A 23350-nucleotide genomic window follows, 5' to 3' on the forward strand; every position below is an offset into this window, starting at 1 on the left:
CTAATACTCTTTTTTCTGCATAATATTAACCGATATTTTTACTGCAATGCCAAATATTATAAAAAGAACAAGAATTATAAGCAAAGATATGCCTGTAAAAGAATACTTACTAAAAATATTAGCTAATTTTTCTAAAAAACCTAATTCTTCTTTCAATAAATTAGATAGGGCAAATATTATAAAAAATGTTACAGCAGATATAAGTCTTCCTTTTTCCGATCCAAACTTTAAGACAAATATTAACTGAATAGCAGGTAATGTATTAACTAATACAAATGTAATAATTGATAGCAAAATTATTTTATCAAGCCCTAAATTATTTTCAATCATCAAAAATACAAGTACAGAAATTGATGCTAGCAAGCTAAATACAAATGGAAAAAATAATTTACTAAATACATAGCTTCTTTTTTCAATTGGCAATGAAAATGCAAATTGGTCAAAGCCAGACTGAAATTCAGATCCAAAAGCAATAGCATTTAAAGTTAGAGGCATAAATGCACACAAAAGTGGAATCATAATTAAAACATCACTATATATAGCATAAATCCCTAGTCCCAAGCATAGTAAAAATGATAATATCAGGGCCCTTCTTAAACTAGCTATATCTTTCATTATTAGAGCAGTCATTTATTATCTTCTCCTTTCGCGAAATATATCATAATTTTTTCAATTGATGGTTTTTCTAATACAATTCCTTTTGGAATAAGATTTCTTTTAACGAGAAGTTCTTGTCCAAAAGAGTGTGTTCTTTTTCCTATAATAGCTTTTTGATCAATATTTTCTACTTCTTTATCAGATAAACTGCAAATTGCATACTTTTCTTCTAATTGATCCTTTCTTTCAAAAAATAAAACTTTACCGTTATGTATAAAGGCTATATAGTCAGCTATCTTCTCTAAGTCTGATAAAATATGTGATGAAATTAATATTGTATGATTTTCATCTTGCATAAAATCTAAGAGTAGATCCAATATCTCTTCCCTAACAATAGGATCTAATCCACTTGTTGGCTCATCTAATATGAGAATTTCAGCATCATGGGATAATGCTACAGCTAGAGAAAGCTTCATTCTCATACCCCTGGAATAATTTTTTATATATTTTTTTGCATCTAAGGAAAAATCATTTATTAACTGATCAAATTTAATTTTATTCCATTTTGAATAAACTTTAGAACAAAATCTTTCAACATCCTCTGCTGTCATCTCTTCAGGAAATAGTAAATCATCAAATACAACACCAAGCTTATCCTTTATTTGAGTAGTATTATAATCTGAGCTATCAAGTATCTTTATACTGCCAGCATCTTTATTTAATAGGCCCAATAATAACTTTATAGTTGTACTTTTTCCAGATCCATTTTGACCGATATATCCAACTATTGTTCCTTTAGGAATGGAAATATCTATCGGTCCTAATTTAAATCCGTCAAATTCTTTTACTAGGTCGTGAGTTTCAATAGCATAGTTAGTCATATTCTCCCTCCACATAGCTTTTTAACATAGTTATCAATTCATCAACCGATATATCTGCAATTTCTGCAAGCTCAATTATATTTTGTAGATTTGCTTCAATTTTCTTTAAGTACTCCTCACGTATAAGCTCCTTATTCTGACTTGCTACAAAATTCCCTTTACCTTGAACAGAATTAATAAATCCATCAGCTTCCAATTCATCATAGGCCCTTTTGGCTGTCAGCATACTTATTCTTAACTCTTTAGCTAAAAACCTTATTGAAGGTAGCTGCTCGTCAACATCAAGGTGTCCAGAAATAATTTGTGCTTTGATTTGATTTTTTATTTGCAAATATATTGGATCATCACTAGAATTATTAATTTGTATATCCATATTTCACTTCCTACTGTTATTTATGTTTTAACTGTTATAATTATATAATAACAGCATTGATTTTGTCAATACTTGTTAAAATATTTTTTATTAGACAGCTAAAAAAGCACCTATATTTTAGCTGACCCCTGAGGGAGTCCGCTCATATATAGGTGCTAAATATAAGTTTTTATTATCTATTAATTTTATTTATTTATTAAAATAATTATCATAATTATCAATTAAAAATCTTAATCTTTCAACTTCTGAATATAATAAATCTTTTCCTTCATCAGTAAGAATATAATACTTACCTTTCTTATCAGTTTGAATCCTAATTATCAAATCATTTTCTAGAAATTGGGCTAATAAAGCATACAAGGTGCCAGGTGCTAACTTTATTCTGCCCTCTGTAATTTCATTAACCCAAGCAGTTATTTCAGCCCCATTTCTAACTTCTCCTAGGGCTAAGAGAGTAAAATACATCGGCTCAGTTAGTGTTTGAAATTGATCTCTAGCCATTTCTAATCTCCTAAGAGTTCTTCTAAAGCTACTTGTATTTTTTTATTATTAATATCACCCATTACCTTTAAGACTGTTTGATTATCTAATACTATATAGGCATTTTCATATGCTAGGCTGTAAGTCTTTTCGTAAGGAAAATCACTACTTATATCTTTAACTAGATTTGAATCATATGGATGATTTCTGGCATTTTTTACTTCTCTATCAAATAAAGTACTAGCTAAATCATTATTTTGAGCCACAGTTTTCTCCACCTGTAAATCTAAATCTTTATTATTATAAATTGTGTGACTTTTTGTCAGCAAACCTTTATTAAGTGGAGCTTCTTCAGATGTATCAATACTTTCATAGCTTTCCGGTATAAAAGATAGACTATAGCTAGTAATGAAAGCTGAGATTATAGTTATAAAAGCTACTGAAAGAATCATTAATGTCTTTTTACTTTTTGTCTTAAAATTTGTTTGCTTTATCTTTTTTATTGAAATAAAAATAATTATAGCAAGTAAAATTGGTATTAAACTTATTAGGAAAAATTTATTATTATCTAATGAACTAGATATTAAATTACTAACAATTCCAATAATTAGTAAAGTAAATCCTAAGATTAATATTGCAAGATAAATTTTTGAATAAGAAATTTTTGAAAATTTAATATCTTGCATATATTTCACATTTTTATTCTTCTTTCTAAAAGAAATATTATCTATTATTGATAATCCAGCAAAAACTAAAAGTAATATACTTGCAGGATACAAAAATAATATCAAGTTAGAATAAAATATCTCAGGAGAATGAAAACTTGCACTAATAAAAAAGAAATTGAGTAATAAAACAAGTCCTGTTAAAATAAGCGTAATTAGCTCACCCTTTATTCCCTTATTTAGAATTTTTAATTCTTCTACATCATCATTATAAAGAGATTCAGCTGCACCTTTTTCTAATTTATATAAGTTCATATTAAAAGATCTATCTACTAATTTCCAACCAAATTCTTCAGACATTTTATCAAAGTCATAAAGTTCACTTTTAGTAAAGGATGAAAAGTAGCTTTCATTTTGAGCTAAAGATATCTTATAGTCTATATCCTCTGCTTTAGACTTCTTAAACTTATGAATAAAAGGAAGAGGTATTTTATCAATTTGCCAACCCTTCTTAGCCATATCTTCATACCATTTCTCTATTAAGCCAAAGTTTGAGTAAGTTAAATATCTTAATTTAAACATCTATAAACCTCCTTTAAATATCGAGTATCGATACTTATATTATATATCGATACTCGATATATATCAAATTATTTAAAAATAAAAAATACCCGACTATTTTACATAGATATAAAGTCGGATATTGTTTATATTTTTAATTGATAAATCTTTAAATTTTAAATAGCATCAAAGGCTTGTTCTATATCCCCTATAATATCATCAATATGCTCAGTCCCAATCGATAAACGTACTGTTGTCTTTCCTATACCTTGGCTTTCTAATTCTTCATCATTTAATTGAGAGTGAGTTGTAGTCGCTGGGTGAATTACTAAGCTTTTTACGTCGGCTACGTTGGCTAGGTTTGAAAATATTTTTAGATTATCTATAAATGCACGGGCATCTTCTTCGCCACCTTTTACATCAAAAGTAAAGATACTTCCTGCCCCATTTGGAAAATATTCTTTGTATAGCTCATGGTCAGGATGGTCTTTTAATGATGGGTGGTTTATCTTTGTAACTTTTTCGTGATTATCTAAGTATTCCACTACCTTTAGCGCATTTTCTACATGGCGCTCTACTCTTAATGAAAGAGTTTCTACTCCTTGTAATAATAAAAATGCATTAAATGGCGAGATAGATGCTCCTGTATCTCTAAGTAAAATTGCGCGAATGTAGGTTGTTAGTGGTCCTTGAGCTGCTGCTTCTGTAAAGGATACTCCGTGGTAGGAATCATTAGGCTCAGAAAGGTTTTTAAATTTTCCACTTGATGCATAATCAAAAGTTCCATTTTCTACAATGATGCCACCTAGGGTTGTTCCGTGTCCTCCAATAAATTTTGTAGCTGAGTGGATTACTACATCAGCTCCATGATCTATAGGACGAATCAAATAAGGTGTAGCAAAAGTACTATCAATAACTAGAGGAATATTATGCTTATGAGCAATTTCAGCAACTTTTTTTATATTTATTATATTAGAATTTGGATTTCCTAAAGTTTCGATAAATATAAGCTTTGTATTTTCTTTTATAGCTGCTTCAAAGTTTTCTACTTTGGATGGGTCTACAAAAGTAGTATCCACACCGTAGTTAGGAAATGTATGGCGTAAATAGTTATAGGTTCCTCCATAAATAGTTTCTGCTGATACGATGTGATCACCTTTTTGAGCCAGAGTTTGGAATACATAAGCTGTAGCAGCTGCACCACTTGCAACAGCTAAAGCAGAACTCCCACCTTCTAATACTGCAAGTCGTTTTTCTAAAACATCTTCAGTTGGGTTTGTTAATCTACCATATATGTTTCCTGCATCTGTTAGAGCAAAGCGTCCTTGGGCTTGATTAGTATCTTTAAACACATATGAAGTTGTTTGATATATAGGAACTGCACGAGCTCCTGTAGTTGGATCTGCTTCTTCTTGTCCAATGTGTAAGGCTAGGGTTTCAAATTTTGCTTGATTAAATTCTTTGGTCATGATAATTTTCTCCTTAAATTTACTTTTTAATATTTATAATATATGTTCATTTCTTTCAATTTTTTAAATAATAAGGAGATACATTCGCTCATCCCAAAGGGTGGATCTGAAGCTCCTTAGAATTTTTTCATATTTCATAACAAACTCCAATCCATAAAAAAAAGAGGAGCAGCAAGGCTCCTCGTAGTCTAGTCCCAAAATTAACGATTTTTGGGTACAAGAAAGCCTGCCCATGAATCCATCATGTGCATCATACCCATCATCATTTTGTTATTTGAATTAATGCAGTACATATTAGCCTCCTTGTTTTTATATTTGTAAGTATCTTATACCAATTTTTTGTCAGTGTCAAATATTTATATAAATAAATTTAGAGTATACTTAGCCTATTTCGAAGCCGCAATTAGGTTTATTGGAAACTAATTAATCATGGTCCTATAAAGATAAATTAGTACATACTAAAATTGTTCAAATAGTATTCTTTTCAATACTTTTGTTGATTTTTCATGCCAAATATAAATATTGCAAAGATTTCGAAACCTTTTTTCTTTTTTTATGATTCTAAAAAATAATTATATGGTTCTAATTAAATCAATTGTTGGTCTATCTAATATTCTCATTAAAGAAAAGTGGTAGATTAATAAATTTATACAATATACTACTATCGAAAATCCTAGGAAAATTTTGTAATCATAATATTTAAGTAAATTTAAAAAAGTCAATCTAGATGAGAATATAGAAATAATAAACATTATACCTATACTGGTCAATACAACTATAAGTAATGATTTTATCTGCTCATTTATATATTCTTTTTCATAAACCCTTTTAAGTTCATCCAAATCCATTCCACAAGAATAAAGGCTTCCTATTTCTTTTTTTCTACTCATCAAGCTTAGATTTATAGATGAATATCCATTTGTAATATTTAAAACCAATATTATTAATCCTATACCTAACACAATTTTCATTAGGCTCTGTAAACTTTCAAATTCTTTCCTTTCTAGCTCTTCTCCTACAATGATATCAAACCTATCTTCAGGTAAAATTTGTTCCCTAATTAATGTTTCCGAATACTCTTGTGCATCTTTTACACCGGAGTCACTTACTTTCATATTCAAAGTATAAGGATAATTTCTATATTTTTCATCGCCTGCTTCTTTCATTAGATTGAAAAATGTATCAAAGTCGGTGTAAATTTTCACATCAAAAGGCATCGTTCTGGACTTAAATTTCCCAAAATCTTTTATTGACTTTGAAATCTTAATACTTGTTTGGTAATCATCCCCGATACTTATATCCAGACTGGTTGGATTCTCAAAATATGGAATTTTCTTTGCTTTAGATATAGGTATGGAAGAATCTTCTTGGATCATGTTATAAATTAGAAACTCTCCCTTATTTCCTCCAAGCTCTTTTAAGTCTTCTTCTTCTAAGGCTATTAAAAATCCATTCATTCCTTCCGCATTATATTTTTCAATATTTTTTTCAGCCTCTTTATCTAGGTTTGCATTCCTAGCTTCTTTTGAAAAATCTTTATTATTTTCAACTATTACATATTTTTGTTTGGAAATATAGGATTTTTCATTAGAAATTTTTTTATCAATTTCTTTTAGTACCGATGGCACTTCATCCTTATCACTATAATAATCCACAGAAAAGTTATATCCATTATCATAATATGAATAGTCTCTAAGATAATTTCCAATTCCTATTACAATTACAAATACTGAAATGATAAGAATTCCAATAGCTGAAATAAATCTTTGTGATTTTATTGAAGCCAAGTTATTAATTCTTAACTCCTGCCATAAACTCTCGGCTTTCTTTTTCTTAGACTTAGAAAAATCTATATTTCCTCTGATGCCATCTATTATATTTATCTTTGAAATCTTTTTTGCAGGAGATTTTATAGCCAAGGCAACAATTATAAAAGAAACAAATAGTATAGCTAAACTTAATAATGGATTAAATCTTACTACTTCAAATGCACTTACTCCCTCACCTTTTTGTATATTACTATACAAATAATATATAAAGAAAAAACCTGCTATGTGACCTAAAAGTATTGGAATGGCTGATATAATTAAACCTTCCTTTAAAAGCATCAAATAAATTTGACCATTAGTTGATCCTATAGATTTATATATAGATAGCTCTCTAATTTTTCGAAGACCCCAAACCCAAAAGATATTTTTTATAAAAAATATAAAGACGACTATACATCCGAGTATAGATAATACGATAACCGCTTTACTCATAATATTTTGTAAAAGATCCCTTTCTATACCGTAATAATTTATTAAGCCATCAGAAAATTCTAGTTCTACATCCTTACCAAGTTTATTATTTATATCTGTCAGAATATTTTCTTTCTTTTTATAAGCTTTTTCAAATGAATCAAACTTCACATATGTTTTAAAGGATGACATCTTTTCTTGTAATCCTAAAGCTAAATTTAATTTACTATATTTGTTATAAACGTCTCCATAAACTCCTACTACAGTAAAGGATTTAGTAGAATCTTTTTTAAATTTTTCCTTATCAGTATTTGCACTAGTAGGACCTATTTCTTCTCCATCTATAAATCTCTTACCTATTTCAAGTTTTATTTCATTACCCAAATTAATATTATTTTTCTTTACAAAGCTTTCTGATAATACAATTTCATCTTCTTTTTCAGCAAATCTTCCCACTTGAAGTCTTGAATAATCCTTCATTTCATTTATGGCTTTATCTTGATAATTAATGACTATTAAGTCATTATTATATTTAGCATTATCTGGATTAAGTGACATTTTTCCAATTAATTTGATATCTTCAATAGATCTTAGTTTTTCTACTTCTTCATTTGATAACTCATCTTTAATCTCAGCATGATAAAAATTATTTGACATGGCATATCCATAGTTGGCTTGTTTATTTATATAACCGTAATAAAAAACCACAGTAAAAAATAAACTGACAATCAAAAGTGAGATAAAAATCGGAAAGTTTTTCTTATTCATTTCTTTCATCTCCTACAATTTTGCCGTCAACTATAGTTATAATACGACTAGCTTCTAGAGCAACTTCTTCATCATGAGTTATGATTATAATTGTTTGTTTTAAAGTCTTATTAAAGTATTTGAATATATCTATTATTTCTTTAGAATTTTTCCTATCTAGATTTCCTGTAGGTTCATCGGCTAGAATAATTGATGGACTATAAATTAAGCTTCTTGCTATAGCTACTCTTTGCTGTTGACCTCCTGATAATTCACTTGGGAAAGAATTTAGTTTACTTTCAATACCTAATTTTTTAACTATATCTAATAGTTCCTCTTCATTTATTTCTCTCTTATCAAGTTTTAATGGAAGTTCTATGTTGTGTCTAACTGTTAAATTTGGTATTAAGTTATAGAATTGATATATAAGACCTACTTTTCTTCTTCGAAAATAAGCAAGTTCTTTTGAAGAATATTGAGAGATGTCATTACCATCTATATAAACTTTTCCATCATTTGGACTGTCAACTCCGCCTATTATATGTAATAATGTTGATTTTCCAGATCCACTTGGTCCGACTATAGCTACAAATTCTCCTCTTTCTATTTGTAAATCCACTCCATCTAAGGCAATGACCTTATTATTTACGTCTACATACTCTTTTCTTAAACTTTCTACTTTTAAAATTTCCATACTTCCTCCTTATTTTAAGGTAAGTATATAAAAGTAAAGTGATTTTTAGGTGACATTGTAGAATTTAATTTCAAAACTTGCTCCTTGACTTGTATTTGTCACAGAAATTTCTCCATTATTTTTCTCTACTATTGTTTTTGCCATAGCAAGGCCTATGCCAAATCCCTTAGAATCGGGAGTTTTATAAAAACGTTTAAAGATCTTTTTAATATTCTCTTTTTCTATCCCTCCACCATTGTCTTCAATGACAAGAGTTGTGTATAAAGGATTTTTGTGAGATTGAATTGAAATTTTGTCGCAAAGAGGTCTGTTATTTGCATTTTTTAAAATATTTATAATAGCCTCTGCAATCCAATAAAAGTCTCCACAAATAATATTTTCTTTTAAGCTTTCCGCTATTTCTACATTAGTAGATCTTTTTAAGTCTAAACTGTCTAAAGCATAAGTCACCAATTCATATAATGACACTTCTTCTTTTTTCATAAGACCTTTATTTGCATCAAGGCTTGAAAGTTTAAGTAAAATATCTGATAGGGAGTTTAATCTCATAAGTTGTCTTTTCAAAATTTCAACATTTTCATCTTTGGGATAATCTTCTCCCAAATTTTCTACAGAAAAAAGCATAGATGTAATCGGTGTTTTTATTTGATGGGCTATATCTTCTAAATATTCTATTTGCTTTTCGCTATTTTTAGTGCTTGTTTCTTTAGCTTCTACTATTTCAATAAAAAGCTTATAGATTTTATCTTCAAGTATAGAAAAATCATCTTGTTTCATAGGCATTTTATAATTTTGATTTTTCATATTATCGATTAGATCTATAAGCTCATTTACTCTAGTTTTCTTTCTAGACTCTAGGAAATAATATAGAAAGCAAAGGCTTAATAGCCAAAATACATATATCATCTAATCCATCCTATATCCTATTCCTCTAACAGTAGCGATAACTTCCCTATCAATTTTTTCCCTAATTCTTTTAATGGTTGAAGTTAGAGTATTATCGTTTACAAACTTATCCCTATCTTCCCAAAACATTTCTAAAAGTTGACCTCTTGTATAGACTCTGTGAGGATTTTTTATAAATAATAAAAGAATTTCATATTCAAGTGCTGTCAAATCTACTTCTTTCTCTTTAAAATATACTTTTGATTCAGTTAAGTCTATTTTGATATCTTTGTAAGTAATAGTTTTATCCTGGCTTAGTGGTATAGTTCTTAAAACCGCATCAATTCTCGCCCTAAGAATAGCAAGGGAAAATGGCTTGGTTAAGTAATCATCCGCACCCTGATCAAGAGATGCAATTATAAAATCTTCATCGTTTTTTACAGTAGTAACTATCACTCTGATGTCTTTGTCTTTTAACTTTTCAATCAAATACTGACCATCTTTGTCTGGTAGATTTATATCTAGAAGTGCACAATCGAAATTTATATCCATCTTATATAAAGCTTCATAATATGAAGACGCAAGATCTACTTCATAGCCATTTTTTGATAAGTACCTTTTTATCTGTAGAGCAATTTCTTCGTTATCCTCTATGATTAATATTTTTTTCATAACAGTTCCTCATGCTGATAATTTATCTTGTTTTCATATCTTAATTATTATTAATCAAAATATAAAAATAATAAAAAATGATAAAAAATTCGTAGTCAATACGCTGTAAATTTCTTAAAAAAATTTGTTCTAACTTTTTTATTATTTACATTTATAATTATTAATTTGTATTAACGTACTCTAAGATATCCCCAGGTTGACAATCAAGTTCTTTACAAATGGCAGCTAAAGTATTAAATCTAATACCTTTGGCTTTTCCTGTTTTTAGTATTGATAAGTTTGCTTCAGTTATTCCTATCCTGCCTGCGAGCTCTTTTGATGTCATATTTTTCTTTTTTAATACTTGATCCAGATTTATAATTATTTGATCCTTCATTTTCAAATTATACTTTCCGAATCTTCTTTTAAGGATTTTCCTGAATTAAATATCATCATTGATGAAAATGCTATAACCATCAAAATTATATTCGTTAAATAATCCTTAATAGTGAAATTAAAAACACTGCTAATATTGTCCACTTTAAAATAATTGAAAACTAGCTTAGAAATAATTTGGCAAATTGTCAAAATTAGAATAGCTATTAAAATGTTTTTCGAATATTTTGAGTTTAAGTCTGAAAAATAATCTTTCTTCTCTAAATTCACTAAAATCTTCTCGAATTTATCCAATGAAAAACCAGCCACAATAAATATCATAAGAGCACTCAAGCATGAATAAATAATAAAAGGAAGTGAAACTTCTTGTAGATTAAATTGTTGAGATTCTACTACTTGTATTACATCATCTTTAAAAATCAGAGTTAATACACTTCCAAGTAAGGTAAAAGCTGCTCCCAAATATGAAATATATCTTAAAACCTTAGATAATATAATCGCTATTTTAAAAATAAAATTTTTCATAACTCTTCCTCAACACTTTCGCTTTATCTCTTATCATCTACATCTTTCCTTTCTTGTACTCTATCTTTCAGATCATTTAAATCTTCTTTAGAAAGTTCCCAGGTTAATGAAGATGACATCAAGGGCATTCCATCCATTGTAATATATGGATAATTTTCATAAATATAAAAATCTATCTTTGTAGCTTTTTTATCCTTTCTCTTGCTGGTTAATAAGAAGTGGTAGGACACTATTGCATCATCTGGTATTTCTTTAAAATAATCGTCGAAGTTTTTATCATTAATATTTTCTACACTCATTCCTGTCAAATTACTAAAACAGTCTAGAACTTCTTGTTCTTCTGTTTCTACAATTTTTTTACTGTTAGTATCAAATATTTCAATCTTTTCTTCTTTTTTACTACTAGTTTGTTCTGTTGTAGTATTTGGACTACAAGAAGTTAAAACTATAGAAAAAACAAGAAAAATAGCCATTATTAAAAATCTTTTTCTCATGATAATCCTCCCTATCGAATTATTGTAAAACGATAATTATCTTTGATTATTATTGTAAAACAATAATTATAATTTGTCAATATCATTCGTAATGACTTAAAATTTATCAAAGTCTTCTTGCGTAGCTACTTCTTTTATTGTCATTTATCCTAAAAGTAGACATGAAAAAGGCACCTAGATTTTTTCTAGATGCCTTCATTTGTTGGTTACTAACTTCACTACTAATTCCACAAAACATGGCTTCTGTGTTCACGCTATTCTATATAAACAATCTTGATTTTTTAATTTTTATTAGGTATCAAATTTTAAAATTTTGTTGTTTGTAGTCCCATAGAAAAAAGTTATTTTCCTTCAACACATAGGCTGACTCCACTATTGGTCTCAACAATAATACTAGTTTTATCATAAAGATAAAGTTTCGACCCTGTAGGAAATACATTACTTGAGTAATTTTCACTTCCTTCATCTATTGACTTGGATCCAGAATTATATGATTTTTTTACTTCTCCTATCAAGGTAAAATCTTTTAGACTAATATCCTCTAGATCTTTGGACCAATAATAAATTTTGTCTTCTACTTTTATCATAGGTTTATAATTAGCATCAATATCATCTTTACTTGTATTCTTTGCTATATATATTCCTCCTATTACAGTAATTAGTAATAATATAGAAGCAAAGATTTTTTTATATCTACCATCCATAAATTGTCGAACTCCATACAAACTTGCCACCATTTACAGATATACTCTTACTTGATATGGACATACTGACATAACTAGCATTCCAAGGATTCCATACAGAATACGTGTTGCTTCTTGTGTTGTAACCTCTTAAGACAAGGGCATGATTTGCTTTTTTACTGAATATAGACTTAAAGTTCCTGTACTTTCTGATGGATATGACTTTTTGTTATTAGCATATTTAATTAGTTGCTTATGTGAAATAGATTTTTTCTTTAAATCGGCATAACTAACATTTGGATAGAAATATCTCATTATATTGATTGCATAAATCTTTCCTTTTCCTCTTTGTCTTAAAATTTGAGCACCAGCAAAAGCCGAACACCAAGACTGATCCCCTTGAGTTTCTGCTAGATCTAAATCAATATATTTACTACTCGAAGACCTTGGTTCATAAACCATATTATCTAGTCTATAGCTATCCTCTAAGTTTTCGATTTCCATTATATTTACTGCATTTTTTGAAGGAATTTCAGTCTCATTATATAATTTTGAATCACTAGATACTTCCAGTTCAGGATAAAAAGTCAACTGTATTTCTTTACCCGAAATAGTTGCAAAGACATTTCCCTTCACTGTATATAAAAAAGCAGGTGATTCGAGACTTGTAAGTTCAGAAATTTGATTTAAGCCATCAGAAAAATCCTTTGACAGAGTCCATCATAATTCTCCTTCGAAATCCGATACAGCCATCAATGCTACTATTTTATTATCTATTATGATTGGTATATATGTTGATTCGTTTAAATTAAATGGTTTCCCAAATGAAATCATGTCTTCCAAAACAAATCCATCTAGAGATATTACATCTTTTAAAGCCATTAGCACGTTCTCTTTTTCGCTATTAGCATATGTAATATGATTCTCATTAACCTTATCGGAAACTAAATATAATTCTTTTACATCCGGTTGCTCACCTTCATTAGCTGCAATAGACCTCGACGATAAAACTGGTAGCATCATTACTAATGCTATCACTAATGTTAACAACCTCTTCATCCTTCTTTTTCTAGTCTCCTAGATTACGCTATTTAGTACTATTTCTACCTTATAGAATTTAGATACTTCATGTTTTAACTACCAATCTTAATCTAAAACCAAAATATCATCTTCTCAATCACCATTCTTATACCTTTGTGGATTTAAATATACCATTTAATTTCCTCCTGCACCTTCATGACACTGCTCACACTCAAACTTATCAAAACCAAATAATGTATAAACACATGTGTCTAGTTTGTTTGCAATTTCTATTCCTACTGAAATTGTGGCTTGAGCCTCTCCACGTTCCAAAAGACTAATAAATTGTCTTGTTACACTAAGCCCATCAGCTAATTGTTCTTGGGTTAATTCTTTTTCTTTCCTAATTTGTCTTATACTATTTTCCAAAGTATTTTGAACCTACCTATCTAACATTCTTAATTTAACTCTATTATAATATATTTCTTTTTATATTGCAAATATATTTGCATTGTTATTAAAACTTATCAAAGTCTTCTTGTGTAGCCACTTCCTTATATTTATAATCATCGTTATTCTTTTCTGTAAACATATCATTTATAAGTCCAATTGTTAGTAGAGATAAATCAGAAACAGAAAGACCAAGTTCCACTGCCCTTAGTAAAAACAAGGGTGTAGTCATTGGTCTTTCTGTTGGTCTTACTTTTTTTAGGAACTTCTTCCGATTTTATATTAAGTCCCCATAACTCAATTAGCTGAGGTAGAATTTGATAAATTGAAAAAGTTGAGAAATTATCCAACCTTTCTTCTGGACTATCTGGCACAGATTTATCTCCATGTTTTGCCGTTACATAGACTATGTTTTCCAAAAATCTAATATCATATGTCAAGATTACTCCTTAATTTTAGGCATCAAAAAAGCACCTATCATTTTGATAGATGCTTTCAAATCTGTTAATGCTATCTTATTCTTTTACTATTGGAACCCATAATTCCATTTGATAATCTTTTGAATTAGGGTCTCCATCTCCATATACTTCAAAATCGGGACTTTCATCATGTCTATATCCTTCTTTTGGGAAGAAATATGAAATAATATACTTCCATCCTTCGTGAATGCATTTTGGTATAGGACCTTCTAAGCTTACAATAGCATACTCTTTTTCAGGAATACTGAGTGTATCTAATCCTAATTCCTTAGCTTTTACCTCATCCGTCAAATCAAAACCAGCTAAATATGTAAATGAATCTTCTTCATCCATTAAATAATCATATCCAACACCATAAATTTGACCACTACCAAACTCTTTAAATTTTTCTCTTGGTACTATTTCAACTAGTCTATCCCAAACTTTTGGAAAATTTGAACTCTTAGTTACATCTGATTTAATACCAGCTACTTTAAATGCTTTCTTTTTCTCAATTTTAATATCCATTTGATTTCCTCCTTGAACTGAAATTGAAAAGTAGATTCTTGGGAAATATTGATACTTTTTTCCTCTTTTTACTTGTCCTGGAGTTAGCTTATGAAAACTTTTAAAAGCTAAGGCAAAAGAATCTTGAGAATTATAGCCATATTTTATTGCTATATCTATAATTCTTTTATCTGAATTTTTTAAATCAATTGCAGCATTTGTCATCTTTCTTAACCTTATATATTCAGATAATGAATATCCTGATATGATTGAAAATATTCTTGAAAACATTGGAAATGAATATCCTGTTATCCGTGTTATCTCTTTCTCATCAAGTTCTTCAGTTAAGTTATCTTCAATATAGTCTATTGCTAAGTTAAAAGATTTCATTATATCCACATTCCCACCACCTTTCATTTAAATTGTACAAGGATTTGTTAATTTATACTCAATAATATTAATACAAATATTATAGCATTTATAACTTGTTAATATTATATTTGTAATTCTTATAACTCTTAAAGCTTTCACTCTAATTAAAATCACCCACTATTATTTTTATCACCTTTATTTTATTATAAGATATAATAGTCAAGTTTCAGTCAGTAACTTTATAAATTGCTAGTAAATAAAGAATAATATAAAATAAAAACTACTTATAACTTAACCATATTCATGAAATTATCGTCAGCTCATATCCTAAATTTAAACAATAAAATAGCACCTGTTGTTATAGATGCTAGAAAATCTTTATAAAGGATAATTTTCTCATTTGTAGAAATTTGAATTGAAAAATAAAAAGTTACATACTTTTTTCACTTAAAATAATGAATTATACATCCTATTATAGTAATTGCAATTCCTATTATTTTATAGATTTTTCTTGTATTTTTGTTCAATTCATTTTTAGCAACTAATGAATAGGAAAAGAGTATCAACCCGATAAATATTAATATAAAATGAAAATTTTGTTTTAATAACTCAAAAATTTTCACTATAAATAACCCCCAATCTATGTATAATTTCATATCTACTATCTAATAATTATAGTATAGAATTCTTTGATAAAATCTTAATCAAATTATATACATACTAATTTCTCGGCCATCTTTAATGCGTAAAATAAACAAATAATGAACTTAAATAATATTTAATTTAAAAATAGTGGATTATTTATGTTGATCTTTCAAAAAGTTTTCAATAGCTTCTTCTGACTCTACTTGAGCCTTTTGATTTGCTTTTAAATTTCCACCTGTTTTTATTCTCATATTCTCCAAATTTAATATACCGTTAGCTCCAAAAATATGTCCAGCACCTTCATAGGAAAGTAGCTTTGCATGAGGTGATTGATTCTTAATGATATTTGCCATATTTAAGCTGTCCCACATAGCGTCCTCAACTCCCGCAATCATCAAAATATTTGCCTTTACATCTTTTATCGGTATCATTTTTTCTTCTCTATTTGAGTCAGATTCTACTGCACTTGTATATGTATCTTTGTAAGAAATTGGTGCGTTTACAATTGAAGATAAAACAATATTTTTTAAGAAAGAGCCAAAAGATCCTTTTTTTATATCTATATAGGGAAGTTCTTCTCCCTTATATGTCCAAGAAGAGCCATAATCATTAAAGTCTAGCCCTGCAAAATTATAACTTGATGGAGCAATCAAAACTAAATTTGAAATTTCTGGATATTTACTTGCTAGATTAAGGACATATTCAGCTCCTTTTGATGCTGCTATAATACTTATCGGAACTTGATCATCAATAGTCTTGTGTAGATAAGCTAGTATATCTTCAAATTGTTCTAATGGTATTCTTACCAATGTATCTTGCTGATTCTTCATACCGAACATAAATATTGCAAATGTTTCAAAACCTTTTTGAGATAACTTTTGTGCAGTTTCAAAATTTGGGCTGCCCTCAGATCCTCCAAAACAAAGTACTACACCATTATACAGTTTCTTTTTAGGAGTAAATTGAAATCCCTGCAAGCTTCCCTCATCAACATATCTAACATCTACACCTTCAATGTCTGTTGGGTAAAGACTAATATTTCTTACATCCTTGTAATATTCAGGAGTTTCCACATTATTAGAATCTTTGTACTTGTAGTCATTATAGACTCTCACTACAAAAATTATAGCAAATAAACCCAATGCTATGAAAAAAGTTCTTTTTAAAATCTTTTTCATTTATTAAATCCTCCTAATCTTAACAAAATTATACCCAATTTTAGAATGAAATTTATTTTTCAAACTACATTAATGAAACTTTTTTTATTTATATGCTTATTTTATATAAATAAATACATTTATTTCAATCTGATATATCATGGACATATCAATAAGATCAATTTTTAACCTTACTCTATTTTTTTATTTCCTATATTCATTCGTATGAAATGATGTTTTTGAGTAATTTTTTTATTCTTAATGATAGAAACAAAAAATAAAAGCTTATAGTTTATGAAAATTATAAGCTTTTATTTTTACAATAGACTTTTAATTAGAATGAATAGATTTCTTTAACCTTATCAACTAATAGCTTTATTTTTTCCTGAATAATAATATCTTTAAAACTCTCATTATTAGTTAATAATCCTATATAAGAACGAGCAATCATATCGTCACTTCTATTTGGCTTAGCAGATAATAATAAATTTTCATCAATCCATTTATCTATTTGATCAAAATACTCATCTCCTCTTATATTAAAAGATTTTTCCTTGCCTTTTATTAGTAGGTTGAGTAATTTTTCTACATATTGAATAGAGAGTTTTAGGTTATTATATTCAATATAATGAGTTGCCAAGGATAAATAGAAATTTAAAACAATAGAAACATTTATTTCAATGAGATTAAAAGTTTCTATTAAATCTTCCACTCTTTCCAATGTTTCGACCCGATCGTCATCATGCAAACTACTCTTCATCATAAGAAGGGTGATTAAATCAATTATGTTCTTATAAATCATTACTTGAAGTTTTTGATCTACTTTATTTTCTTCCTTCGTTTTTAAATAAGCTGAAGCCACCAAGCAATCTTTTGATATAGATAGCATGTCAGAAGAAGGCAAAATATTTAATGCTTCTTCCGGTTTTCCTAAACTAATTAAACAGGCTGCCCTTAAGCTCAATGATTGATCTTTAAGTATAGGATCTTTCGAATCTTCACACACTCTTTTTAATATATTATTTACGTATTCGAGATATTCTTCTTTTTTCACATCATCAGTTGCTAAATCACAATGGTTCAAAATAAACAAAGCCATGTAATAAAGAAGTTCAAAACAAGAATAATATTGTTTTATTTTAATTTCTATATCTTCTACGATACTATCCATACCTGCATCTAAGACACGGTTCTCTAAGTCTATATAAATTTTTTTTATTTGAGCTGAAGATAAATCTGGGTCATATCCTATTAATTCATCCACACTTATATTGAAAAAAGTGGCAAGTTTTGGTAGAAGTAAAATATCTGGATGGCTTTGACCTGTCTCCCATTTTGATACGGACGCTTTTGTTACCATCATGAATTCTGCTAATTCCTCCTGAGTTATACCTCTTTCTTTTCGTTTCTGAAGAATATTTCCTCCAATTTTTAGCATTATATTTTACCTCCTAACTGATTTGTTTTTTGTTTATTACAGCAATCGAAATTACGATACAGATTATAACCAAAATGCTGCCTGTAATAATCGGTACATAGTAGTCATCATATCCAATTCCTTTTATAAGATTCACAGGCTTTCCTATTAATGCAATAGGCATGTATTTAACAATTTCATCTCGAATGGATAATATAAGTTGAATCACAATCCCAGCGGTCGTTAATATTAATGTTCCTATAACATTTCCTGAAATCACTCCAGCCAATATCTCTAATGCTATTAAAAATAAACCAAATATAAAAGGAAGCAAGGCTGCCATAAGTATATTTTTTATAGGGAAGGAAATCCCGAAAAAGTACTTTGTATAGAAATAAGTAAGTATAAAAGAACCAAAGTAAGCAATAAACCACAAAATGAAATTATAAAAAATCTTCGATAGCACTACTTGATACCTTGGCAGTCCCTTAGATAACAAATTAATTAAGGTTCCCTTTTGGAATTCATTTGCCATTTGTGTACTTAGTATAATGGCTAAGCCAAGCATACCTATTTGACTAATGTTTTTAAAGAATTGTGTCCAAGAGTCAATTTCTGATGGTGGTACTGCGTTAATATCTATATTGCCTGTAGCTATGGATTGAAGTATCATGGGAGTTAATTTCGCTGTCAAAGGACTTATTAACCCTATAAACAAGAACAGGATAAAGGTAGAAATCATTTTTTTAGTCCTTGAACCTTCAATAGCTTCTTTCTTCAATAGAGATAAAAATATCCTCATGCTTTCGTCACCTCCATAAAAATATTTTCTAATGTAGGTTCTTCTATTTTTATTTCTAGAGGAAATATGTTTAGCTTATATAGCTCATATAAAATATCAATATCTTTTATTTTATTGTCTTCGTCTGTAAGGTATAAAATATCTCCTTTTTCATTCGTTACAAGATTTGAAAATTTATCTAGTGACTTAAATACCTTTAGCTCTTTGTTCGACTTAAACCTGATTTTAATTGTATTTTTTCTCTTTATATTTTTTAGCTCATCTATCGAACCTTCTAGTACATTTTTTCCTTTATCAAGCACCACAACATGATCGCAGATTGCTTCAACATCCGATAAAATATGTGTGGAAAAAATAACAGTTGTAGAGTCTTTTATCTTTAATATGATGTCTAATATCTCTTTTCTTCCAAGTGGATCAAGGGCGGAAGTTGGTTCATCACATATTAATAATTTGGGACTATTTAACAAGGCTTGGGCTATACCCAAGCGCTGTTTCATGCCTCTAGAATAGCCACTAATTCTTTTATTGACATCCCTTAATCCCACCAATTCTAAAAGTTCCTCGCTCTTGTTTTTAATTTCATTTTTTTTAAGACCAGTTATAGATCCACATAAATTGAGATATTCTTTTGAAGTCATATAGCCATAAAATTCAGGTACATCTGGAAGATATCCGATAAATCGATTGGTTTTTGACTGACCAAAGCTAACTTTTTCTCCAAACACTTCAATGGAGCCTTCATTAATTTTCAAAAATCCTAAAATCATTTTCATTGTCGTAGTTTTTCCAGCACCATTTTTACCTAAAAACCCAAAGATTGTATTTTCAGGAATCGACATGGATAAGCCATTAATAATCGTGTTTTTCCCGAAAGATTTATGAAGATTTTCAATTTTAAGTGCTTTCATCATTCTTCCTCCCTACCTATTGTTAAGTATAAAATAGGTCCAATAATTTGAATAAAAATAACAATTAAAATCCACATGGTTCTACTGCCAAATTTGTATCTATCGTGTTTTAAAACATGACTTAAAGCATAAATCATAAGTATAATCTCCAAGATAACAATAGGTAAAAGAACAGGAAAAAATTCTCTAATAAAGTCCATATTATCTCCTCCTTTATTTGTATCCTATCATTTTATTTAATAAACTATCAAGAAACTATTAGTATACTTATTTTATTTTTATTAACTATAAGGAAAGTCTACATTAATTAAGACCAATAAAATGGCCTGCACCAAAATTGGTACAGGCCTACTTACTTTTAAAATATATACCTTGAATTACTTTTTATTCAACTACATAAATATCTAATTTATATTTTACCATAAGATGTTTTTAGTTTAATTATGTAGATTTAAGATTTATTCAAGTATTTAATTTATTGACGTCAATATTACAGACTTGAGTGATAATTATGGAAAACATTTGATTTTTTAAACCAGCATATATGGAATATATCTAATATAATTTAAGGATCAAATCTGAATTTGATAGTTACCGAAATTGAATATCCCTTTTCCCTGTTTCAAATCTCCTCTTGATTCTAATAATCTAAAACCATCCTCTATCTCATTAATTAATGAGCTTGTAATATTTAAATCATGATGACCAGGCAAAACTCTTTTAATATCATATTTTTGTATCTTTTTTATTGATTTATAAAATAATTTAGGATCAGTTGTAGGATAAAAAGCGTATAGACATCCTTTATAAATTAAATCTCCAGAATATAAATATTTCCTTTCATGTTCATAAAAACAACAATGACCAGGAGAATGTCCCGGTGTATGTATAACCTCAATAGTTCTCCCGCCTAAATCAAATGTATAGCTATCTTGAAAAACTATTTGTGGCTTTACTTGGAAAATCTTATAGTCATCAATATTAAAATCACAAGGAAAATTGTGTACTTTCTCTGTTAATTGCTTTTTTACAACTTCTAATGGAAGAGGAAATTTTTTTGAAAGCCATTCTTTTTCTTCTTTGTGAACACCAATACAATCAAAATATCTATGGCCACCAATGTGATCCCAATGAACATGTGTAGTAAAAACTGCAACTGGTAAATCTGTTAATTCTTCTACAACTTCTTTAATATTTGATACACCGAGTCCTGTGTCTATTAAGAGTGCCTTATTCTCTCCACATAATAAGTAGCAATGAGTCTCTTCCCAGTGTTTGTATTCACTTAATGCAAATGTTTGAGAATCTATCTTTTCTATTGTAAACCAAGTATCCATAACTACTCCTTATTAACCCTTCACCTCATCATATTTTTTTTAAATTATTAAAGTAATCATAAATATCTTAATATGGTTAATGATGATAAGGTCCCATAAACTATATATATAATTATAAAAAGAAACACTTATAATTAAAATTTAAATTTTTTTTATACATTTATCCTTATGATTTGCCTTATACTAATCTTTATTAACTGAATAGTTTTCCTCCTACTATTAATGTATTTTTCTTCTGAGGAATGGATAATTTAATAATTTATCATCTGTTATTCCTAATTGATGTATAACATGATAATAAATTATATATTCTAAAACAGCATTAGCATTATTTAATTCTTTAAAAGCTTTTAGACGTGATTTATTCTTATTATTTCCCGGTCCATGCGTGTTATAATTTCTTGTATCTTTCAATCTATTAGCAAAGTTTTTTTCAAAATTCGAATCATTTTTCCAATTTTTATCTACTAAATAAAAAATATTTTTTAGCTGATCAGGTATATTCTCTAAAATAACAGTTAGTTTCTCTCTTAAAGTAGGACGATTTTTTTTATCATTAACTAGTCTCCTAGTTATTTCTTCTTTAATAGAAATTTCTATGTTATTTTTATCTAGATAATCTTTAATTTCTAAAATAGTATTGTCTAAATTTGAATCATCACAATTTTGTGTTTCTCTTGCACTGTTAAAAAAGTTATCGTAAAGCCTTTCCATCATCTCTGTTTGTTTTACGAGAATACTTTCTATATCTAAGGTAGGAATATAATTTTGGGTATATAAATCAATTACTGGTTTTAGTTTTTCTTTATATTTAAACCAATTACAAATTATAGTTTCTAAATCTTCTTTTATATAACTCAACCTCAATGAATTATATTTGAATTCTTGCGCTTGCTCATCTAATTGACGAAATATAAACCGACCATAGTATATTGGATACTTATAATCATAGTCTCCATTGTCTAAAGATTTAGATTGAAATTTATTATTTTCATCTTCTAGATAGAATTTGATGTATGAAAATCTTTTTTTAGATTGGGTTAAAAAATCAATCAGTTTCATAAACCATTGTGAAATTTCATAGAACTCTCTAACACTTTTTACTTCGTAATTATTAGATATAACTTCTATATAATAATCCATTTTAGCACTAGCACCTTTATTAAATTCATTAATCGCTCTAATATCTCTCTTTATTTTTATAGTAAATTTATTATCTAAAATATTAAAACTATTCTCATTGGAAAATTTATTAATATATTTTATAGAAAAAGAGTCTTTGCTCATCTCATCATTTAATATAGGATGGTCAATATTATACCAATCATTAAGATAAGAAAAGCTAAACTTAGCTCTAGTTGCATAAACTTCTTGATTTTTAAGTACTGAAACATCATTATTAGGTAATGAAATTATATATGCATAATTTGAAACATACCTTTCTACATTATATCCATCAGGAATAATGGTTGGATTAATAAGGTAGTACTTTTCTAAGACTACGTACAGATTATTACTTAATTACCCATATATTTTTTCAATTTCATCAAAAAGGCTCAATGATACTCCAGTTAATCTACCATTTAAATCTAAAGTTATTTTTCCATTATTTAATTCTAAATTACCCGATATAGCTTTATTGGATATAATCCATCATCTGAAATTAACTCATTTAAAGAAATAGCCCACTTACCTTTTAATATATTTTTATTATCTAGCCTATAAGAATCTAACATCACAAAAATTCCTTGCAAGTTTTTAATAAATAGAGATATACTCTAATTCACTAGTGACATCAATACCACAGTCTCCACATGGCTTGAATGGTCAGTATGGATAAATTTTAATATTTTAAGTAAGCGACGCATGTGAGAATATATCCATAAGTATATTTCTTATGTTTTAAATTATCTCTAAATCTAAATTTACTTAT

At 28.2% G+C, this 23350-nt stretch carries 27 protein-coding genes; all 27 read right to left on the reverse strand.

What is annotated here, in order from left to right; genetic code table 11:
- Entirely contained in the window at positions 1-630 is a 630-nt protein-coding gene (locus ACKRLN_RS04750) for an ABC-2 transporter permease (protein WP_416334421.1), read from the reverse strand.
- Positions 627-1478, reverse strand: a complete 852-nt coding sequence (locus ACKRLN_RS04755) for an ABC transporter ATP-binding protein (RefSeq protein ID WP_416334422.1) — start codon at positions 1476-1478, stop codon at positions 627-629. The genes ACKRLN_RS04750 and ACKRLN_RS04755 overlap by 4 nt, the downstream gene beginning before the upstream one ends.
- On the reverse strand, positions 1471-1851 hold the full coding sequence (locus ACKRLN_RS04760; protein WP_203126957.1) for a GntR family transcriptional regulator: 381 nt from the start codon (positions 1849-1851) through the stop codon (positions 1471-1473). The genes ACKRLN_RS04755 and ACKRLN_RS04760 overlap by 8 nt, the downstream gene beginning before the upstream one ends.
- 189 nt (positions 1852-2040) lie before the next feature.
- Positions 2041-2352, reverse strand: coding sequence for a PadR family transcriptional regulator (locus ACKRLN_RS04765; RefSeq protein WP_416334423.1), 312 nt, complete (start codon positions 2350-2352; stop codon positions 2041-2043).
- A 2-nt stretch (positions 2353-2354) separates the two neighbouring features.
- Positions 2355-3578: a DUF2812 domain-containing protein gene (locus ACKRLN_RS04770; RefSeq protein ID WP_416334424.1), complete on the reverse strand. Its 1224-nt coding sequence runs from the start codon at positions 3576-3578 to the stop codon at positions 2355-2357.
- Between the two features lie 155 nt (positions 3579-3733).
- Positions 3734-5026 carry an O-acetylhomoserine aminocarboxypropyltransferase/cysteine synthase family protein gene (locus tag ACKRLN_RS04775; protein WP_416334425.1) on the reverse strand — a complete coding sequence of 431 codons (1293 nt, stop codon included), beginning with the start codon at positions 5024-5026 and terminating at the stop codon, positions 3734-3736.
- 572 nt (positions 5027-5598) lie between these two features.
- Positions 5599-8034 carry an FtsX-like permease family protein gene (locus tag ACKRLN_RS04780; protein ID WP_416334426.1) on the reverse strand — a complete coding sequence of 812 codons (2436 nt, stop codon included), beginning with the start codon at positions 8032-8034 and terminating at the stop codon, positions 5599-5601.
- Complete coding sequence (locus ACKRLN_RS04785) at positions 8027-8707, reverse strand: ABC transporter ATP-binding protein (protein WP_416334427.1); 681 nt, start codon at positions 8705-8707, stop codon at positions 8027-8029. The genes ACKRLN_RS04780 and ACKRLN_RS04785 overlap by 8 nt, the downstream gene beginning before the upstream one ends.
- A gap of 45 nt (positions 8708-8752) precedes the next feature.
- Positions 8753-9613, reverse strand: a complete 861-nt coding sequence (locus tag ACKRLN_RS04790; protein ID WP_416334428.1) for a sensor histidine kinase — start codon at positions 9611-9613, stop codon at positions 8753-8755.
- The gene (locus ACKRLN_RS04795) at positions 9614-10264 is read right to left on the reverse strand and encodes a response regulator transcription factor (RefSeq protein ID WP_416334429.1); all 651 of its coding nucleotides are present in this window, start codon (positions 10262-10264) and stop codon (positions 9614-9616) included.
- A gap of 160 nt (positions 10265-10424) precedes the next feature.
- Positions 10425-10640, reverse strand: a complete 216-nt coding sequence (locus ACKRLN_RS04800; protein WP_416334430.1) for a helix-turn-helix domain-containing protein — start codon at positions 10638-10640, stop codon at positions 10425-10427.
- Positions 10641-10642: 2 nt separating this feature from the next.
- Positions 10643-11164, reverse strand: coding sequence for a DUF2975 domain-containing protein (locus ACKRLN_RS04805; RefSeq protein ID WP_416334431.1), 522 nt, complete (start codon positions 11162-11164; stop codon positions 10643-10645).
- Between the two features lie 23 nt (positions 11165-11187).
- Entirely contained in the window at positions 11188-11658 is a 471-nt protein-coding gene (locus ACKRLN_RS04810) for a hypothetical protein (RefSeq protein WP_416334432.1), read from the reverse strand.
- A gap of 106 nt (positions 11659-11764) precedes the next feature.
- Positions 11765-11896, reverse strand: coding sequence for a hypothetical protein (locus tag ACKRLN_RS04815; protein WP_416334433.1), 132 nt, complete (start codon positions 11894-11896; stop codon positions 11765-11767).
- Positions 11897-11999: 103 nt separating this feature from the next.
- On the reverse strand, positions 12000-12362 hold the full coding sequence (locus ACKRLN_RS04820; protein WP_416334434.1) for a hypothetical protein: 363 nt from the start codon (positions 12360-12362) through the stop codon (positions 12000-12002).
- Positions 12363-12491: 129 nt separating this feature from the next.
- Complete coding sequence (locus ACKRLN_RS04825) at positions 12492-12977, reverse strand: C47 family peptidase (protein WP_416334435.1); 486 nt, start codon at positions 12975-12977, stop codon at positions 12492-12494.
- Positions 12978-13061: 84 nt separating this feature from the next.
- The gene (locus tag ACKRLN_RS04830) at positions 13062-13379 is read right to left on the reverse strand and encodes a hypothetical protein (protein WP_416334436.1); all 318 of its coding nucleotides are present in this window, start codon (positions 13377-13379) and stop codon (positions 13062-13064) included.
- A gap of 177 nt (positions 13380-13556) precedes the next feature.
- Positions 13557-13790: a helix-turn-helix transcriptional regulator gene (locus tag ACKRLN_RS04835; protein ID WP_203126943.1), complete on the reverse strand. Its 234-nt coding sequence runs from the start codon at positions 13788-13790 to the stop codon at positions 13557-13559.
- An 88-nt stretch (positions 13791-13878) separates the two neighbouring features.
- Positions 13879-14043: a hypothetical protein gene (locus ACKRLN_RS04840; RefSeq protein WP_203126942.1), complete on the reverse strand. Its 165-nt coding sequence runs from the start codon at positions 14041-14043 to the stop codon at positions 13879-13881.
- Between the two features lie 283 nt (positions 14044-14326).
- Positions 14327-15166, reverse strand: a complete 840-nt coding sequence (locus ACKRLN_RS04845) for a GyrI-like domain-containing protein (protein ID WP_416334437.1) — start codon at positions 15164-15166, stop codon at positions 14327-14329.
- A 779-nt stretch (positions 15167-15945) separates the two neighbouring features.
- Positions 15946-16971: an acyl-CoA thioester hydrolase/BAAT C-terminal domain-containing protein gene (locus ACKRLN_RS04850; RefSeq protein WP_416334438.1), complete on the reverse strand. Its 1026-nt coding sequence runs from the start codon at positions 16969-16971 to the stop codon at positions 15946-15948.
- A 313-nt stretch (positions 16972-17284) separates the two neighbouring features.
- A complete protein-coding gene (locus tag ACKRLN_RS04855) occupies positions 17285-18388 on the reverse strand; it encodes a helix-turn-helix domain-containing protein (RefSeq protein ID WP_416334439.1) in 1104 nt (367 codons plus the stop codon).
- 13 nt (positions 18389-18401) lie between these two features.
- Positions 18402-19169 (reverse strand): ABC transporter permease, encoded by a 768-nt coding sequence (locus ACKRLN_RS04860; RefSeq protein WP_416334440.1) that lies wholly within the window; start codon positions 19167-19169, stop codon positions 18402-18404.
- Complete coding sequence (locus tag ACKRLN_RS04865; protein ID WP_416335378.1) at positions 19166-20080, reverse strand: ABC transporter ATP-binding protein; 915 nt, start codon at positions 20078-20080, stop codon at positions 19166-19168. Before ACKRLN_RS04865 ends, ACKRLN_RS04860 begins: the two co-directional genes overlap by 4 nt.
- A complete protein-coding gene (locus ACKRLN_RS04870) occupies positions 20080-20280 on the reverse strand; it encodes a PLDc N-terminal domain-containing protein (RefSeq protein WP_203126937.1) in 201 nt (66 codons plus the stop codon). Before ACKRLN_RS04870 ends, ACKRLN_RS04865 begins: the two co-directional genes overlap by 1 nt.
- Positions 20281-20652: 372 nt before the next feature.
- Positions 20653-21417, reverse strand: a complete 765-nt coding sequence (locus ACKRLN_RS04875; RefSeq protein WP_416334441.1) for an MBL fold metallo-hydrolase — start codon at positions 21415-21417, stop codon at positions 20653-20655.
- A 219-nt stretch (positions 21418-21636) separates the two neighbouring features.
- Positions 21637-22926, reverse strand: a complete 1290-nt coding sequence (locus ACKRLN_RS04880; protein WP_416335379.1) for a HEPN domain-containing protein — start codon at positions 22924-22926, stop codon at positions 21637-21639.
- Positions 22927-23350: the final 424 nt, after the last annotated feature.

Origin of the sequence: Anaerococcus sp. AH8042_DFU013_CI05 (genome assembly GCF_047936775.1) — a bacterium.
GTDB lineage: Bacteria > Bacillota > Clostridia > Tissierellales > Peptoniphilaceae > Anaerococcus.